The sequence below is a fragment of the Streptomyces sp. NBC_01384 genome, assembly GCF_045040035.1.
Classification (GTDB): Bacteria; Actinomycetota; Actinomycetes; order Streptomycetales; family Streptomycetaceae; genus Streptomyces.
Genome location: NZ_CP109559.1, coordinates 6,759,563 through 6,775,992 on the forward strand (window position 1 = coordinate 6,759,563; position 16,430 = coordinate 6,775,992).

Annotated in this window: 14 protein-coding genes; 10 read left to right on the plus strand and 4 right to left on the minus strand. The window is 70.2% G+C overall.

The window, feature by feature from the left end:
- Positions 1-219: 219 nt before the first annotated feature.
- The gene (gene serA, locus OG747_RS31045) at positions 220-1,809 is read left to right on the plus strand and encodes a phosphoglycerate dehydrogenase (RefSeq protein ID WP_405882675.1); all 1,590 of its coding nucleotides are present in this window, start codon (positions 220-222) and stop codon (positions 1,807-1,809) included.
- Positions 1,810-2,304: 495 nt separating this feature from the next.
- On the opposite strand, the gene OG747_RS31050 is transcribed toward serA, so the two are convergent.
- A complete protein-coding gene (locus tag OG747_RS31050; protein ID WP_405882676.1) occupies positions 2,305-3,870 on the minus strand; it encodes an MFS transporter in 1,566 nt (521 codons plus the stop codon).
- A gap of 110 nt (positions 3,871-3,980) precedes the next feature.
- Between OG747_RS31050 and OG747_RS31055 the strand changes: the two genes are divergently transcribed.
- On the plus strand, positions 3,981-4,568 hold the full coding sequence (locus tag OG747_RS31055) for a TetR/AcrR family transcriptional regulator (RefSeq protein WP_405882677.1): 588 nt from the start codon (positions 3,981-3,983) through the stop codon (positions 4,566-4,568).
- A gap of 237 nt (positions 4,569-4,805) precedes the next feature.
- Here OG747_RS31055 and OG747_RS31060 read toward each other — a convergent pair whose 3' ends face one another.
- On the minus strand, positions 4,806-6,140 hold the full coding sequence (locus OG747_RS31060; protein WP_405882678.1) for a PucR family transcriptional regulator: 1,335 nt from the start codon (positions 6,138-6,140) through the stop codon (positions 4,806-4,808).
- A gap of 163 nt (positions 6,141-6,303) precedes the next feature.
- Between OG747_RS31060 and OG747_RS31065 the strand changes: the two genes are divergently transcribed.
- From OG747_RS31065 to OG747_RS31075, 3 genes are all read left to right on the plus strand, one after another.
- Entirely contained in the window at positions 6,304-7,230 is a 927-nt protein-coding gene (locus tag OG747_RS31065; protein WP_405882679.1) for a proline dehydrogenase family protein, read from the plus strand.
- Between the two features lie 238 nt (positions 7,231-7,468).
- Positions 7,469-9,109, plus strand: coding sequence for an L-glutamate gamma-semialdehyde dehydrogenase (gene pruA, locus OG747_RS31070; protein ID WP_405882680.1), 1,641 nt, complete (start codon positions 7,469-7,471; stop codon positions 9,107-9,109).
- 75 nt (positions 9,110-9,184) lie between these two features.
- Positions 9,185-10,042, plus strand: a complete 858-nt coding sequence (locus OG747_RS31075) for an alpha/beta fold hydrolase (RefSeq protein ID WP_405882681.1) — start codon at positions 9,185-9,187, stop codon at positions 10,040-10,042.
- 36 nt (positions 10,043-10,078) lie between these two features.
- On the opposite strand, the gene OG747_RS31080 is transcribed toward OG747_RS31075, so the two are convergent.
- Positions 10,079-10,285 (minus strand): DUF5988 family protein, encoded by a 207-nt coding sequence (locus OG747_RS31080; protein ID WP_405882682.1) that lies wholly within the window; start codon positions 10,283-10,285, stop codon positions 10,079-10,081.
- A gap of 56 nt (positions 10,286-10,341) precedes the next feature.
- Between OG747_RS31080 and OG747_RS31085 the strand changes: the two genes are divergently transcribed.
- The 3 genes from OG747_RS31085 to OG747_RS31095 all read left to right on the plus strand — a co-directional run bounded on the left by OG747_RS31085 (position 10,342) and on the right by OG747_RS31095 (position 11,997).
- The gene (locus tag OG747_RS31085) at positions 10,342-10,584 is read left to right on the plus strand and encodes a hypothetical protein (RefSeq protein ID WP_405882683.1); all 243 of its coding nucleotides are present in this window, start codon (positions 10,342-10,344) and stop codon (positions 10,582-10,584) included.
- A gap of 452 nt (positions 10,585-11,036) precedes the next feature.
- Entirely contained in the window at positions 11,037-11,390 is a 354-nt protein-coding gene (locus OG747_RS31090) for a VOC family protein (protein WP_405882685.1), read from the plus strand.
- 478 nt (positions 11,391-11,868) lie between these two features.
- The gene (locus OG747_RS31095) at positions 11,869-11,997 is read left to right on the plus strand and encodes a hypothetical protein (RefSeq protein ID WP_405882686.1); all 129 of its coding nucleotides are present in this window, start codon (positions 11,869-11,871) and stop codon (positions 11,995-11,997) included.
- A gap of 73 nt (positions 11,998-12,070) precedes the next feature.
- Here OG747_RS31095 and OG747_RS31100 read toward each other — a convergent pair whose 3' ends face one another.
- On the minus strand, positions 12,071-13,651 hold the full coding sequence (locus OG747_RS31100; protein WP_405882687.1) for a purple acid phosphatase family protein: 1,581 nt from the start codon (positions 13,649-13,651) through the stop codon (positions 12,071-12,073).
- A 213-nt stretch (positions 13,652-13,864) separates the two neighbouring features.
- Between OG747_RS31100 and OG747_RS31105 the strand changes: the two genes are divergently transcribed.
- Together OG747_RS31105 and OG747_RS31110 are read left to right on the plus strand one after the other, a co-directional pair.
- Complete coding sequence (locus OG747_RS31105) at positions 13,865-14,908, plus strand: 3-isopropylmalate dehydrogenase (protein ID WP_405882688.1); 1,044 nt, start codon at positions 13,865-13,867, stop codon at positions 14,906-14,908.
- 262 nt (positions 14,909-15,170) lie between these two features.
- Entirely contained in the window at positions 15,171-16,259 is a 1,089-nt protein-coding gene (locus OG747_RS31110) for a branched-chain amino acid aminotransferase (RefSeq protein WP_405882690.1), read from the plus strand.
- The last annotated feature ends 171 nt before the right edge of the window (positions 16,260-16,430 follow it).

The following is a 16,430-nucleotide window of genomic DNA, read 5'->3' on the forward strand; positions in this document are numbered from 1 at the left end:
TCCAGCCACGGACGGGTGATCCTGCCTCGGAGGCGTAACCGGGCCTCCGAAGCGGCACTACACTGCTGCACAACATACGCGTCAGGCCCACAGCGTCGTGCGTCTTCCACGCGGCTCAAGCGACCCCGAAGAAGTGAAGGCACGCCCTGGGGCCGCGACAACCCTCCACCGCCTGCGGCCGTCGGGACGGCCGTCCGCATTGGACTTGTGAGGACTCACGTGAGCTCGAAACCTGTCGTACTCATCGCTGAAGAGCTGTCGCCCGCGACCGTCGACGCCCTGGGCCCGGACTTCGAGATCCGGCACGCGAACGGCGCGGACCGCGCCGAGCTGCTGCCCGCCATCGCCGACGTCGACGCGATCCTGATCCGTTCGGCCACCAAGGTCGACGCGGAGGCCGTGGCCGCCGCGAAGAAGCTGAAGGTCGTCGCACGAGCCGGCGTCGGCCTGGACAACGTCGACGTCTCCGCCGCCACCAAAGCCGGCGTGATGGTCGTCAACGCCCCCACCTCGAACATCGTGACCGCGGCCGAGCTGGCCTGTGGTCTGCTGCTGGCCACCGCGCGCCACATCCCGCAGGCGAACTCGGCGCTGAAGAACGGCGAGTGGAAGCGCTCGAAGTACACGGGCGTCGAGCTGGCCGAGAAGACCCTCGGTGTCGTCGGCCTCGGCCGCATCGGCGCGCTGGTCGCTCAGCGCATGTCCGCGTTCGGCATGAAGGTCGTCGCCTACGACCCCTACGTCCAGCCTGCCCGGGCCGCGCAGATGGGCGTCAAGGTCCTCTCCCTCGACGAGCTGCTCGAGGTCTCGGACTTCATCACCGTGCACCTGCCCAAGACCCCTGAGACGGTCGGTCTCATCGGTGACGAGGCGCTGCACAAGGTCAAGCCGTCGGTGCGGATCGTCAACGCCGCGCGCGGTGGGATCGTCGACGAGGAGGCGCTGTACTCGGCGCTCAAGGAGGGCCGCGTCGCCGGCGCCGGCCTCGACGTGTACGCGAAGGAGCCCTGCACGGACTCCCCGCTCTTCGAGCTCGACGAGGTCGTCTGCACCCCGCACCTCGGCGCCTCCACCGACGAGGCGCAGGAGAAGGCCGGTGTCTCCGTCGCCCGCTCGGTGCGCCTCGCCCTCGCCGGTGAGCTCGTCCCGGACGCGGTGAACGTCCAGGGCGGTGTCATCGCCGAGGACGTCAAGCCCGGTCTGCCGCTCGCCGAGAAGCTCGGCCGCATCTTCACCGCCCTCGCGGGCGAGGTCGCGGTCCGCCTCGACGTCGAGGTGTACGGCGAGATCACCCAGCACGACGTGAAGGTGCTCGAACTCTCCGCGCTCAAGGGCGTGTTCGAGGACGTCGTCGACGAGACGGTGTCGTACGTCAACGCCCCGCTGTTCGCGCAGGAGCGAGGCGTCGAGGTCCGGCTGACGACGAGCTCGGAGTCCCCGGACCACCGCAATGTCGTCACCGTGCGCGGCACGCTCGGCGACGGCCAGGAGGTCTCGGTCTCCGGCACGCTCGCGGGCCCCAAGCACCTCCAGAAGATCGTCGCGGTCGGCGACTACGACGTGGACCTCGCGCTCGCCGACCACATGGTCGTGCTGGGCTACGAGGACCGTCCCGGCGTCGTCGGCACCGTCGGCCGCATCTTCGGCGAGGCGGGCATCAACATCGCCGGCATGCAGGTCGCGCGCGCGGCGGCGGGCGGCGAGGCCCTCGCGGTCCTCACCGTCGACGACACGGTCCCCCAGAACGTGCTGGGCGACGTGGCCGAGGAGATCGGCGCGACCTCGGCGCGCTCGGTGAACCTCGTCTGACGTTCGCTGTTGAGGGCCGGGTCACCTTCAGGTGGCCCGGCCCTCAGTCGTGTCCGGGGACGACGGCATCATGCCGACGTCTCCGGCTCGACCAGCCCCTCCCGATACGCGATGGCCACCGCCTCCGTGCGCCCGCGGCGCCCAGCTTGGCGAGGACGTTGGAGACGTGCACGCTCGCCGTCTCCCCGCTGATGAACAGCTCCCCGTCGGACGGCGAGCCGGCCAGGCGGCCGCGCCGGACAACGGCGTACCGAATGTCTGTGCCACGGCCACCAACCATCCGGGCACGTGCCACCGACAGCCCGCCGCCCCGCGCTTCGGCCCGAACGGTCTCGTCCTCGAACGCCGGACGAGCCGGGGCTTTCAGGGGCGCGGGGGAACTGCGCGACCAGCCCCCACTGTTCCGCGCTCGAAGAACCGCCCGGGGTACCAAGGGCGCAGCCCCTGGCGGGGAGCCAGGGGCTGGAGGCCGGACGGCGGCGGCGGGGGCAGGTGTCAGGCGACGGCCCGGTCGGTTTGCGGGCACTCGGCCCCAACCTCCCGCACCCGAACCCTCCGCAGCGTCACCGACGCCAGCACCGCCGCCCCCAGCAACAGCACCACCCCCGCGATCGCCGCCGCCTGCATCCCGCTGGTGAAGGCCTCGCGGGCGGCCCGTACGAGGGCCGTGCCCGCGTCGCCCGGCAGTTGGTGGGCGACCGCCAGCGCGCCGCCGAGGGTCTCCTGGGCCGGGGCCGGGGCGCCGGAGGGCATCTCGTGGCGGTAGACCGCCGTACCGATGGAGCCGAGGACCGCCATCCCGAGCGCGCCGCCGAATTCGGCGCCCGTCTCCAGCAGGGAGGAGGCGGCGCCCGCGTTGCCGACGGGCACGGTGCCCAGCGCCAGGTCCATCATCTGGGACATCACGGTGACGATCCCCGAGGCGAGGACACCGGCACCGGCGAGGACCAGCCACATCGAGTCGGTTCCGGTGAGGGCCAGCAGACCGTAGCCGCACGCGGCGAGGACGAAGCCGCCGGAGACGACGTGGGCGCGGTGGACGCCTTTCTGCACCAGCTGCGCGGCGACCGGCGCGGCGACCCCGACCAGGACCGTCGGCAGCAGTGACCACAGCGCGGCCTCCATGGAGCTCTTGCCGAGGACCGACTGCAGGTACTGCGTGGTGAAGTACGCCGACCCCATCATCCCGAACGCGGAGACCAGGTTGAGCACGACGGCGGGCGCGAATCCCCGGCCCCGGAACAACTCGGGGGAGATCAGCGGGGACTTGGCGGTGCGCTGCCGCTGGACGAAGAGCGCGGCGAAGACGAGACCGACGATGATCGAGGCGCCGTACTCGAACTTCCAGCCCTCGGACGGGATTTCCTTCACGCCGTAGATGACGGGCAGTACGGCGGCCATCGACAGCGGCACGCTGAGCAGGTCGAAACGGCCCGGTTCCGGGTTCTTGGACTCGGGGAGCAGGATCGGGCCGAGGACCAGCAGCAGCGCCATCGCGGGCAGGTTGACGAGGAAGACCGAGCCCCACCAGAAGTACTCGACGAGGACTCCGCTCATCACCGAACCGAGCGCGATACCGCCGGTCATGATGCCGGACCACAGGCCGATCGCCTTCGCGCGCTGTCCGGGGTCCGAGAACATCGTGCGGATGATCGCCATCGTCGACGGCATCAGGGTCGCACCGCCGATCCCGAGGACCGCGCGGGCCGCGATCAGCGTCTCGGCGCTGTTCGCGTAGGCGGCCATGACCGAGGCCGCGCCGAAGGCGGCGGCGCCGAAGAGGAGGAGCTTGCGGCGGCCTATGCGGTCGCCGAGCGAGCCCATCGTCATCAGCAGGCCGGCGAGCACGAACGCGTAGATGTCGAAGATCCACAGCTGCTGGGTGCCGCTCGGCTCCAGGTCGGCGCTGATCGCGGGGATCGCGAAGTAGAGGACCGAGACGTCCATCGAGACGAGGAGCAGCGGAAGCATCAGGACGCCGAGGGCGGTCCATTCGCGGCGGCCGGCGAGGCCGCCGCCGGGTGCGGGGGTGGTGCTCGTCGAGTGCGTCGAGTTCGTCATGACAGGGACTGTACGGACGTCTTAAACGCTTGTCTAGTACGGTTGTTTAGAACGATCGTTTAGAACGAGCGTCTGGGACGGTTGTCTGTATCGGAGGTACGCTGACCCGCATGGGACACCGTGAGGATCTGCTCGAAGGCGCCAAGCGCTGCCTGCTGGAGAAGGGGTTCGTGCGCACGACGGCGCGCGACATCGTGAAGGAGTCCGGGACGAACCTGGCGTCCATCGGCTACCACTACGGGTCGAAGGACGCGCTGCTGACGCAGGCCTTCGTGGAGCTGGTGCAGGAGTGGGGCGAGAAGTCCGTCCATCATCCGGAGCACGAGGACACGCCCGGGGGTTCCGTGGAGCGGTTCCACAGCGTGTGGGCGCGGATGCTGGAGTCCTTCGAGGAGTTCCGGCCCGTCTGGGCGGCCAGCATGGAGATCGTGACGCAGGGGGAGCGGGTTCCGGAGCTGCGGGACCTCATGGCGAAGGCGCAGATCGAGGGACGGTCCGGGCTCGTCGCGATGCTCACGGGCCTGGACGAGGAGACGCTCGACGAGCGCACCGTCCAGTCCCTCGGCGGCTTCTACCAGGCGCTGCTCAACGGCCTGATGGTGCAGTGGCTCTTCGACCCGGCGAGCGCGTCCACGGCGGACGACCTCACGGAGGGGCTGCGACGGGTGATCGAGGCGGCGACCGGTTCGCGGGGGTGAGGCGTCAACCGCCCACGAGTCCGCCGTCGCGCATCTTGAGCACGCGGTCCGTCATCATCAATGATTGTCCGTGCTGGGCTGGGCGTCGGCTCGTGCATCGCGGTACGCAGGGACCGGCGCAGGGCCGCTCGCCAGGGGTCCGGCACCGTCTCGCCGTACAGCTGACGGGGTCCGTTACCTGAGCCCGTGGTGAGCGTTTCGACGGCATACCCTACGGCTGGTCACCGCGCACAGGCCTTACAGCCGTGCCCCCTTCAACGCCATGTGCAGCAGCAGGCGGTCCTCGCCGTCGTCCAGGTCGAGGCCGGTGAGCTGCTCGACGCGGGAGAGGCGGTAGTAGAGCGTCTGCCGGTGGATGCCCAACTCCGCCGCCGTGCGGCCCGCCTGGCCCGCGCAGTCGAGGAACACCTCGGCGGTGCGGGCGAGTTCGCGGTGGGCGGGGGAGAGGAGGGTGCGGACGGCGGGGTCGTGGGCCGCCTCCGGGGGGAGGGCCGTGAGGAGGCGGAACGGACCGATGGAGGCCCACTCGGCGACCGGGCCGAGGCGCGGCTCCGCGTGGACCGCGCGGGCGGCGGCGGACGCCTCCTGCCAGGCGGCCCCCAGCTCGGCAAGGCCCACCCGGGCCCCGGCGACTCCGGCGGCCACCGTCGTCCCGGCGGTCCCGGGAGCCTTTGGGGTTAGGGCAGCCTTTGCTGTTCCGGACGCCCCGGAAGACCGAGAAGACCGGGACGCCCCCGCTCCCTGCCCGCCCCCGCGCTCCCCCTCCGCCTCTCGTACGAAGCGTGTAGCCGCCGCGAGTGCCGGAGTCAGTACATCCGCCGAGCGCAGCCGTATGACGAGGGCCAGGCTCTGGCCGGTTGCCCCCCACGGGACCGTGCACAGCGCGGTCGCGCCCGGCACCGTACGGACCGAGGGGGCGTCGTCCGGGTCGGCGGAGAGCCAGGGGGCGACGCACACCACCGTGTGCAGGCCGTCGCCGCGCGGGCCGAGGGCGGTGCGCAGCTCGGCCACCGCCATGTCCCGTTGCCAGCCGCGCTCGGCGGTGAGGACTGCTCGCAGCTCGCGGGTGAGGTCCGCGCCCGCCTGCGCCTCGTCCGCGAGCAGGTCGCCGATGCGGGCGGCGACGTCCATCGCCGCGGAGAGCTGCGCCTCGGACGGGCCGGGGTCGTCCTCCAGCAGCCACACATAGCCGAGGACGACACCCCGATGGCGTACGGGAAGGCAGATCCGGCCCCGGTAGACGCCCGCCTCGGGGGTGGGCGGGATGTGCACGGGTGCCGTCGCGCGGGTGATGCCGAAGCCCTCGAACCAGGTGCGGACCGCGGCCGTGGAGCGGCGCGTGAGGATCGAACGGGTGCGCACGGGGTCGAGGGCCGACTCGTCGAGCTCGCCCTCGCTGTCGTACGCGCCGAAGGCGATCAGTTCGAAGTCCCGGTTCTCCAGCGTCGCGGGCACGCCGAGGAGCGCCGAGATCTCGTCGACCAGCTCCTGATAGCCGCCGTGGTCGCCTCGGTGATCCCGGTGATCTCTGTGATCCCTGTATTCGCCGCTCACCCGGGCATTCTCGCGCAATTCCGCAGGCCTTCATACATCTGTCTGAGATCCAGGGCACGGATGCGTGACAGGTGTCGATGGCCCAGGATCGGAGAGATCCTTAGGTTTCACGGTGGTTCCCCGTGCCGTACCCGAATGGTCGGGATGCGGCCTTCTGCTCGCCTTGTTGTGGAGGTGCCCCGTGCTGGGTCCCGTGATACTCGCCGCGTCGCGCAGTGACCGGATGCGTCGCTTCGTGTCGGCGGCCCCCGGTACCAAGCAGGTGGTCGCCCGCTTCATCGCCGGTGAGAGCGTCGACCAGGTCGTCCCGGTCGTCCAGGACGCCGTCGCCAAGGGTCTGGAAGTCACCCTCGACGTCGTCGGCGAGGACATCACCACCCGCGAGCAGGCCTTCGCCGCCCGGGACGCGTACCTGGAGCTCATCGAGCACCTGAAGGAGCTGGACCTCGGCACCAAGGCCGAGATGTCGATCAAGCTGTCGATGTTCGGGCAGGCGCTTGAGGGCGGTCACGAGCTGGCCCTCGCCAACGTGCGCCCCGTCGTCGAGGCCGCCGCCGCCATCGGGACCACCGTGACCCTGGACGCCGAGGACCACACCACCCTCGACTCGATGTTCGCCATCCACGAGGAGCTGCGGAAGGACTTCCCACAGACCGGCTGCGTCATCCAGGCCTACCTGTACCGCACCGAGGCCGACGCCCGCCGCCTCGCCGCGAGCGGCAGCCGCGTACGCCTCGTGAAGGGCGCCTACAAGGAGCCCGCCGAGGTCGCGTACCAGGACAAGTCCGAGACCGACAAGGCGTACGTCCGTGTCCTGCGCGTCCTGATGGAGGGCGAGGGGTACCCGATGATCGGTTCCCACGACCCGCGGCTCATCTCCATCGCGCAGGAGCTGGCGCGCAGGGCCGGGCGCAAGCTCGACGAGTACGAGTTCCAGATGCTGTACGGCATCCGCAGCGAGGAGCACCTGCGGCTCGCCGCCGAGGGCCACCGCATGCGCGTCTACACCGCCTACGGCACCGACTGGTACGGCTACTTCATGCGGCGCCTGGCGGAGAAGCCGGCGAACCTCCTCTTCTTCGCCCGCTCGATCCTCACCAAGGGCTGAGCGGTAGCTGTCGGCATCCGGGTACATCCTGGGTAACGGCAGCTACCGCCCGTCGGTCGGCTGAGCCGACCCGGCTCCGGAAAGGAGTTACGGAACTTGTGACTCCGCCCCCGTGGGGGCTTCTCCCTCGCCCGCCGCAGCGAGCTCGTGACGGTCAAGCCCTGACCGCCGACCAACATACGCACACGGCTTCGGTTCTCCCGGCTGAAGTCAGGGATTCACTCGGAAGAGGTAGCTCATGGACGCTGTGACCCAGGTCCCCACCCCCGTCAACGAGCCGGTGCACGGCTACGCGCCCGGCTCGCCCGAGCGCGCTCGCCTGGAGGCCAAGCTCAAGGAGCTGGCCGAGAACCCGATCGAGCTGTCGATGACGATCGGCGGCGAGAAGCGGCTCGGTGGCGGTGAGCGCTTCGAGGTCGTGCAGCCGCACAACCACAAGGCCGTCATCGGCACCGGCGCGCACGCCACCCAGCAGGACGCCCAGGACGCCATCGACGCGGCCCTCGCCGCCGCGCCCGCCTGGCGCGCGATGCCCTTCGACGACCGCGCCGCGATCATCCTGCGCGCCGCCGAGCTGCTGGCCGGCCCCTGGCGCGAGACGCTGGCCGCCTCCACCATGCTCGGCCAGTCGAAGACCGCCCAGCAGGCCGAGATCGACTGTCCCTGCGAGCTGGTCGACTTCTGGCGCTTCAATGTCGCCTACGCCCGCCAGATCCTCGCCGAGCAGCCCCCGGCCAACTCGCCGGGCGTCTGGAACCGTCTCGACCACCGCCCGCTGGAGGGCTTCGTCTACGCGATCACGCCGTTCAACTTCTCGGCGATCGCGGGCAACCTGCCCACCGCGCCCGCGCTGATGGGCAACGTCGTCGTCTGGAAGCCGTCCCCCACACAGACCCACGCGGCCGTTCTCCTCATGCGGCTGCTGGAGGAGGCCGGTCTCCCCAAGGGCGTCATCAACCTCGTCACGGGTGACGGCATCGAGGTCTCCAAGGTGGCGCTGGAGCACCGCGAGCTCGCGGGCATCCACTTCACCGGGTCGACCAAGACCTTCCAGTACCTGTGGAAGACGGTCGGCAACAACATCGAGAAGTACCGCTCGTACCCGCGTCTGGTCGGCGAGACCGGCGGCAAGGACTTCCTGGTCGCGCACCCGAGCGCCGACCGCGCGGTCCTGAAGACCGCCCTGACCCGTGGTGCCTTCGAGTACCAGGGCCAGAAGTGCTCCGCCACCTCCCGCGCGTACATCCCGGCCTCCATCTGGAACTCCGGCTTCAAGGAGGAGTTCGCGGCCGAGGTCGACTACCTGACCATGGGTGACGTCACCGACCTGGCGAACTTCGTCGGCGCGGTCATCGACGAGCGCGCGTTCGCCAAGAACAAGGCGGCCATCGACCGTGCCAAGGCCGACCCGACCTGCACGATCGTCGCGGGCGGCTCGTACGACGACTCGGTCGGCTACTTCGTGCGCCCGACCGTCGTCGAGTGCTCGGACCCGGAGAACGAGGTCTTCAAGACGGAGTACTTCGGCCCGTTCCTGGCCGTGCACGTGTACGACGACAGCTCGGCCGAGAGCTACGACGCGATGCTGACCCAGATGGAGTCGGCGTCCGACTACGCGCTGACCGGCTCGGTCATCTCGGGCGACCGCGCGGCGGCGGCGTACACGATGGAGAAGCTCCGCTACGCGGCGGGCAACTTCTACATCAACGACAAGTCGACCGGCGCCGTCGTCGGCCAGCAGCCCTTCGGCGGCGGCCGCGCCTCGGGCACCAACGACAAGGCGGGCGCCCCGCAGAACCTGATGCGCTGGACGCTGACCCGCGCCATCAAGGAAACCCTGGTCCCGCCGACCGACTACACGTACCCGCACATGGGCTGACATCCCCGCGCGCACCACGGGCCAGGTCTCTTCGGACCTGGCCCGTTCGCGTGCCCGCGCGGGCAGACTGACCCCATGACCAGTGTGGAGACGGTGACCGCCGATGACGGGGTACGGCTGTGGGCGGAGCGATCGGGCAGGGGCGCGCCGCTGGTGCTGTGCCACGGCGGGCCCGGTCTGTGGGACATGTTCGAGGACGTGGCCGGGGTACTGGCGGACCGGTCCACCGTGCACCGCTGGGACCAGCGCGGCGGTGGACGGTCGGAGCGGAGCGACGGGCCGTGGACGAGCGAGTGCTTCGTGGCCGACCTGGACGCCGTACGGCGGCACTTCGGGCTGGAGCGGATGACGCTGCTCGGCCACTCCTGGGGCGCGCAGCTGGCCCTGAGCTATGCGCTGGCCCATCCGGAGCGGGTGAACGCGCTGGTCTATGTGAGCGGTACGGGGATCGGGCCCGACGCCGACTGGTTCGGTGGCTATCGGGCGAACCTCCTCGCCCGGCTGGGCGAGCGCCCCGAACGCCTCGCCCGCTGGCGTGAGTTGACGGACCGTCCGGGGCGGTCCGAGGCGGAGGAACGGGAGAGCGCCGTGCTGCGGTGGTCGGCCGAGTTCGAGGACCGCGAACGGGCCCTGGAGCATGCCGGACACATGGCCGACCCCTGGTTCGGGATCAACACCGCGTGCGGCAAGGCCTTCAATGAGGAGCGGAGTCGGGCCTGGGGCACGCCGGAGCTGTACGCCGCCTGCCGGGAGCTCGACCTGCCCGTGCTGATCGTCGACGGGGCCCGGGACATCCGGCCGCGCTCGGCGGTGGACTCGCTGGAGCGGGCCCTGCCGGACGTACGGCGGGTGGTCCTGCCGGAGGCCGGGCACCTGCCGTGGGTGGAGGACCCGAAGGGCTTTTGGGAGGCGGTGACGGCGGCGGTGCGGTGATCCGCCAGAAGCCCCCTGGCCGCGCCGGACGTGGCGCTACCCGGGGAACTCCGTCCGCTCCCACCACTCGTACACGGGCAGCCTGCCCTCCGGCGTGTCCGCGTGGCGTGGGGTCGCCCTGAAGTGTTCGTATCCATTGCGCAACTCGATCTTCACATCCGTTCCGGGGGGCGGGATCGGGACGATCCGTTCGGGCAGATCGTCCGGGCCGCCCTCGAGCAGTGCTTTGGTCGTGTCGCTCATGACGTCACCGTTCCCCATGCCGGGGCCGATGCCGCATGCCGCGCGGATGATCAGTCGTGTGGGCGATCCGCCGCTCGGCCGTGGGCCGTCGTCAGGTGCCGGTCGAGGAAGTCGCGCATGAGCCGTGCGATCTGGTCGGCGTGCGTCTCGCGCGCCAGGCCCGACGGGCCGTCCGTCGGCGTCTGCGCCAGTCAGCGGCCCGCGCCCAGCCGCATCGGTACGTCGACCGTGCGGTCCGCGCCCGCGAACGTACCGCCGACGAGCTGGTCTTCGACTGGCGGGACGGAGACGTGCTGTGACCGTCGCCCTCGCTCCGGCGCGGCGACGACACGCCTGACCTCCTCCGCCACCCGCGCCAGCGCCGCCCGTAGCCACCGATGCGCCGGATCCGTGTCCAGCCGTACGTCCACGCCTGGCCCGACGCGAACCTCGGCAGGTCCAGCGGAATCTCCAGCGCCACCATCCGGTGCTCGTGCAGCGGAGAGCTGCGCACATCGTGCGGCAGCGGTCCGGCAACTCGCCCACGTCCAGGTCGACATGGGTGCGCGGATCCGCCGGGTCCTCCTCGCCCTCGGGCAGCAGCCGCAGCCGTACACCGAAACCAGCGGGTTCGCGGAATCTGAACGCTGGTGTGTGCCGAACCTGCGGGTGGCGGTGGCTTCGCGAGGGGGGGAAAGGTGCTCGGGTTCAGCCCGGTGAGGGAGGCCTGAGTGCCTGTTCTTCGAAGCCCTGGCAGGTCTAAGCTCGGCGGATGACCTTGGAATGGGAGCAGGTAGTTGTTCACTCGGTAGATCCGGTGGCCTTGGGGCAGTGGTGGGCTACGGCTCTTGGTTGGGTTGTGGTCCATTCCTCTGATGAGGAGTTCGAGATCCGCCCGGAGCCGGATCGCCTGCCGGGGTTGGACTTCGTCCGGCTTGATGAGAGCAAGAAGGCTAAGAGCCGACTGCATCTCGACTTCAGGCCTGATGACCAGGACGCCGAGGTGGCTCGTCTGGTGGCTCATGGCGCCCAGCGTGTTGATATCGGCCAGGGTGATCAATCGTGGGTTGTATTGGCAGACCCCGAAGGTAACGAGTTCTGTGTCCTTGGCCAGCGGCGTCAGTAAGGCCCACGCCTGGGTGGATGCGGGTTGGTACTCAGTGGCCGGCGGCGGTGGCGCTCGACCAGCCAGTCTTTGACCACCTGCAGGCCGAACTCGTCCAAGCGGACCTCGTGGTCGAGCCGAGCGGTCGCCCTGCTCGCGAGAGGCGGGACACGACGCCGGCTCGGCCGTTCCCCCAGGTCAGGGTCGGGTGACTCAATCGGTGACCCAGTCCACCGTCTCAGATAGTAGGAAGTCCGAGTAATCGTGGAGACAGATGCTCCATCCTCACTTAGCTTTGTAGGAGCCGAACGTCTCGCTGGACCCAGCGAATGGCGGTCGTGAGCCGGAGCCCTTGGCAGGCAACCCCTGCGGCACCGCTCCCCGGCCTCTGGGGACCCCTCCCACGCCCTTAAGACAGTGGGGGAGTCTCGTATCCCTCCCTCACCGCACTTCCGGTGGTCCGCTTTGGGTCATTCCGGAGGCAAGGAGTCGATTCATCATGGCCGAGACGATCGTCCGCCGAGTCCGCCACGTGTCCCGTACGAGCGAGTCCGACCGCAAGAACGCTGCCGCCGCCCTCCAGCGCGCCCTCGACCGCAGGGACAACGGCGGCGCGACGGGTCACTGACACCCGTCCGCACCACCTCATATGCCGGGAGCCGCGCCCGCACGGGGTGCGGCGCGGGCCAGAGCCCCGGTGCTCAGGCCCCGCGCCGCACCTCGAAGTGATCGATGCGCTTGCCGCTCTCCGCGAGCGCCGACACCTTGAGCCGGGGCGCCGTGCCCGCCTCCGCCTCCACCGAGAGGAAGGAGAAGCCGGCGTACCGCACCCGGGACCACTCCACGGTCTCCCGCTGCTGGTCCTGCGACTTGGTCCAGTGGAAGCTGCTCACGGACTCGTGGCGGCCGACGTGCCCCTCGTAGCTGTCCTTCACGCCCGACGGAAAGCCGTACAGGTCCTTGCCGCCCCCGCCCGCGGTGACGTACACGATCCCGTCCCGGGTCGGATCCGTCGAGCCGCCGACCGGCACCGGCCGGCCCACCGCGCCGTTCTTGATGGCGTCGGTCCGCTCGTACACATGGTTGTGCCCGTTGATCACCAGGTCCACCTGGTGTTTCGCGAACAGCGGCAGCCACTCCGCGCGCACCCCGCCGTCGGACGCGTGCGCGGACGTCGAGTACGCGCAGTGGTGGAAGAAGACCACGATGAAGTCCACCGACGCCGAGGAGCGCAGCTCGCGCAGCTTCTTGTCCAGCCACTTCGTCTGCTTCCCGCCCGTGTGGCCCAGGTTCGCGGGAATCTCGTACGACACGTCGTTCGCGTCCAGCGCCACGACGCCGACGTTGCCATACGTGAAGGAGTAGACGCCCGGCGCCGTCCGCGGGTCGAAGCCGCTGTCCGGGAGCGAGAAGCGGGCCGCCTGGCCGCCGTAGCCGTCCGGTGAGTACCAGGCCTCCATGTCGTGATTGCCGGTCGTCACCATCCACGGCACGGACTTCGCCACCGGCTCGGTCTGCTTGAGGAACAGATCCCAGTACCCGGGGTCGAAGCCGTCCGTCTTCTTGCCGCGACCGGTCCCGTCCGCGTAGCAGATGTCACCCGCGTGGAGGTGGAAGGCGGGCTTCTGGCGCAGCAGCACCCGGTCGTTGGCGAGCGCGGCCGAGCTGACGCCCTGGTCGCCGAAGGCGGTGAACGTGAACCGCTGCGGGCCGGCCGGCGCAGTACGGAAGGAGCCGATCGTCGACCCGCGCTGCGGGGAGGCCGGGTCGAAACCGTCGTGGCCGACGCCGTAGTAGTACGTCGTGCCGGGCCGCAGGCCGTCCAGGGCCGCGTGCAGGTAGTACTGATCGAGCGCCAGGCGCACGCCCTGCACCCCCGGCGTGTGCAGGGCGCGGACCTCGGCCTCGATCTTCCGGCTCAGCTCCCCGGGATGCAGGCCCACCCGCACATACGGCTTCCTGACCGCGAGCGGCACCTGCCAGGAGATCCGCATCTGGGTCTTCGGGTCGCCGCCGAAGGCGAGGTGGCGGCCGAAGGGGGTGATGACGGAACCGTGCACCTGCCCGGTGGCGAGGCTCGCCTTCGAGGCGGTCGACGCCGAAGTCGAGGACGCGGTCGAGGACGCGGTCGAGCAGCCGGCCAGCAGCCCGCCGCCCGCGAACGCGCCCGCCGTCACCAGCGCGCGGCGCCGGGTGAGCTTCGTGCGCAGGTACTCGTACTGCTCCGCCATGCTCATCCGGCGGACGAGCTGCTCCGGGATGCCGACGTCAGGGGTGTCCATGAAGGTGAATTTCCCAGCAAGTCCCAACGCCCGCCATACGTAGGGGTGAACGCAAGCCGACGAAACGTCCCACGACACCCGACTCCGTCCGCACCGAGGCGCCCGACCGCGTCCGCACCGTGGCACCCGACCGCGTCCGGATGACGACCCCCGACACCGTCCGGATGGCGGACACCGCGTGTCATTCCATGGGACACGGAGTACGGTGCCTTCATGTCTCGCAGCATCAATCTCGCAGTGATTCCCGGTGACGGCATCGGCCAGGAGGTCGTGGCCCAGGGGCTGAAGGTGCTCTCCGCCGTCCTTCCGCAGGATGTGAAGCTGGAGACCAAGGAGTTCGACTTCGGCGCCAAGCGCTACCACGCCACCGGTGAGACCCTCACCGAGGCCGACCTCGACGCCCTCAAGCAGCACGACGCGATCCTGCTCGGCGCGATCGGCGACCCCTCGGTCCCGTCCGGCGTCCTGGAGCGCGGCTTCCTGCTCAAGCTCCGCTTCGCCTTCGACCACCACGTCAACCTGCGGCCGTCGAAGCTCCTCCCGGGTGTCGCCACCCCGCTCGCGGGCCAGCCGGAGATCGACTTCGTCGTGGTCCGTGAGGGCACCGAGGGCCCGTACACGGGCAACGGCGGCACGATCCGCAAGGGCACCGAGCACGAGGTCGCCACCGAGGTCTCCGTCAACACGGCCTTCGGCGTCGAGCGTGTCGTCCGCGACGCCTTCGCCCGCGCCCAGGCCCGCCCCCGCAAGAAGCTGACGCTGGTCCACAAGAACAACGTGCTGACCTTCGCGGGCCACCTCTGGACGAACGTCTTCAACAAGGTGGCCGAGGAGTTCCCCGAGGTCACCACCGACTACATCCACGTGGACGCCGCGACGATCTACCTCGTCACGGACCCCGCCCGCTTCGACGTGATCGTCACCGACAACCTGTTCGGCGACATCATCACCGACCTCGCCGCGGCCGTCTCCGGTGGCATCGGCGTCGCCGCCTCCGGCAACATCAACCCGAGCGGTGAGTTCCCCTCGATGTTCGAGCCCGTGCACGGCTCGGCGCCCGACATCGCGGGCCAGGGCAAGGCCGACCCCAGCGCCACCGTCCTGTCCGTCGCGCTCCTGCTGCGCCACCTCGGCTACGAGGCCGAGGCCGTTCGCATCGAGGACGCCGTCTCCGCCGACCTCGCGGAGCGCGTCGGCGGGCCCGCCCGCAGCACCGAGGAAATCGGCGACGCCCTCGCCGTACGAGTAGCCGGCTGACCCCGCGCCACTCACCTCTCGTAGGAGCCGCCGGGTCGCATCCGCACCCGGCGGCTTTTCTTATGCCCTCGCCGGGTGTCACCATCAACCACTGGGCACATCCCCTGGGCCGCATTCACACCGTTTCGTCCATAGCTCCGCGCACGCGATAATCGAACGCGGAGCCGCGGGAATGAGGGAATGCTCGGACGTCCTAGCACTGGCCACTGGCAGTACAGGCGTGAGCGCGGCCCGTCACACACAACCGGTGAAGGACAACCACATGACGACGCCCACGATCGAGCTCAAGCCCTCTTCGCAGCCCCGCTCCGCCGCGGAGCGCGAGGCGATCCTCGCCAACCCCGGGTTCGGCCGCCACTTCACCGACCACATGGTGACGATCAAGTGGACCGAGGGCCGCGGCTGGCACGACGGCCAGCTCGTTCCGTACGGCCCGCTCTCCCTCGACCCCGCGAACATGACCCTGCACTACGCGCAGGAGATCTTCGAGGGCCTCAAGGCCTACCGCCAGCCCGACGGCTCCGTCGCCACCTTCCGCCCGGACAAGAACGCCCGGCGTTTCCAGGCCTCCGCGCGCCGGCTCGGCATGCCCGAGCTGCCGGTGGAGACGTTCATCGAGGCCTGTGACGTGCTCGTCCAGCAGGACCGCGGCTGGGTCCCGGCCCACGGCGGCGAGGAGTCCCTCTACCTGCGCCCGTTCATGATCGCGACCGAGGTCGGCCTGGGCGTGAAGCCCGCCAACGAGTACCTCTTCCTCGTCATCGCCTCCCCGGCCGGCGCCTACTTCGCGGGCGGTGTGAAGCCCGTCTCCATCTGGCTCTCCGAGGACCGGGTGCGCGCCGTCCCCGGCGGCATGGGCGACGCCAAGACCGGCGGCAACTACGCGGCCTCCCTTCTCGCCCAGGCCGAGGCCGCCGCCAAGGGCTGCGACCAGGTCTGTTACCTCGACGCGGTCGAGCACAAGTGGATCGAGGAGCTCGGCGGCATGAACCTGTACTTCGTGTACGGGGACAAGATCATCACCCCGTCCCTCACGGGCTCCATCCTGGAGGGTGTCACCCGCGACTCCCTGCTCACCGTCGCCCGCGACCTCGGCTACACCTCCGAGGAGGGCCGCGTCTCCATCGACCAGTGGCAGCGCGACGCGGAGAACGGCACCCTCACCGAGGTCTTCGCCTGCGGCACGGCGGCGGTCATCACCCCCGTCGGCACCGTCAAGCGCGCCGGCGCCGAGTGGCAGCAGTCCGGCGGCGAGCCCGGCGAGGTCACCCTGAAGCTGCGCGAGGCGCTCCTCGACATCCAGCGTGGCGTCAGCGAGGACAAGCACGGCTGGATGCATCCGCTGGGCTAGAGCAGCCGCTCGCACCCGTCGGCCTTCGACCACCGGCACCCCACCCGTCCCGCCGGTCCCCGCCTCCCCAACCGGAGCGTGGGGACCGGCAGTTCGTTCGACGCGTAACGCCTCCTCGGCGCGGGTATCCACAGATTCCACGGGGGGAGCGTGCCCTCCCGTGCGCCCGTA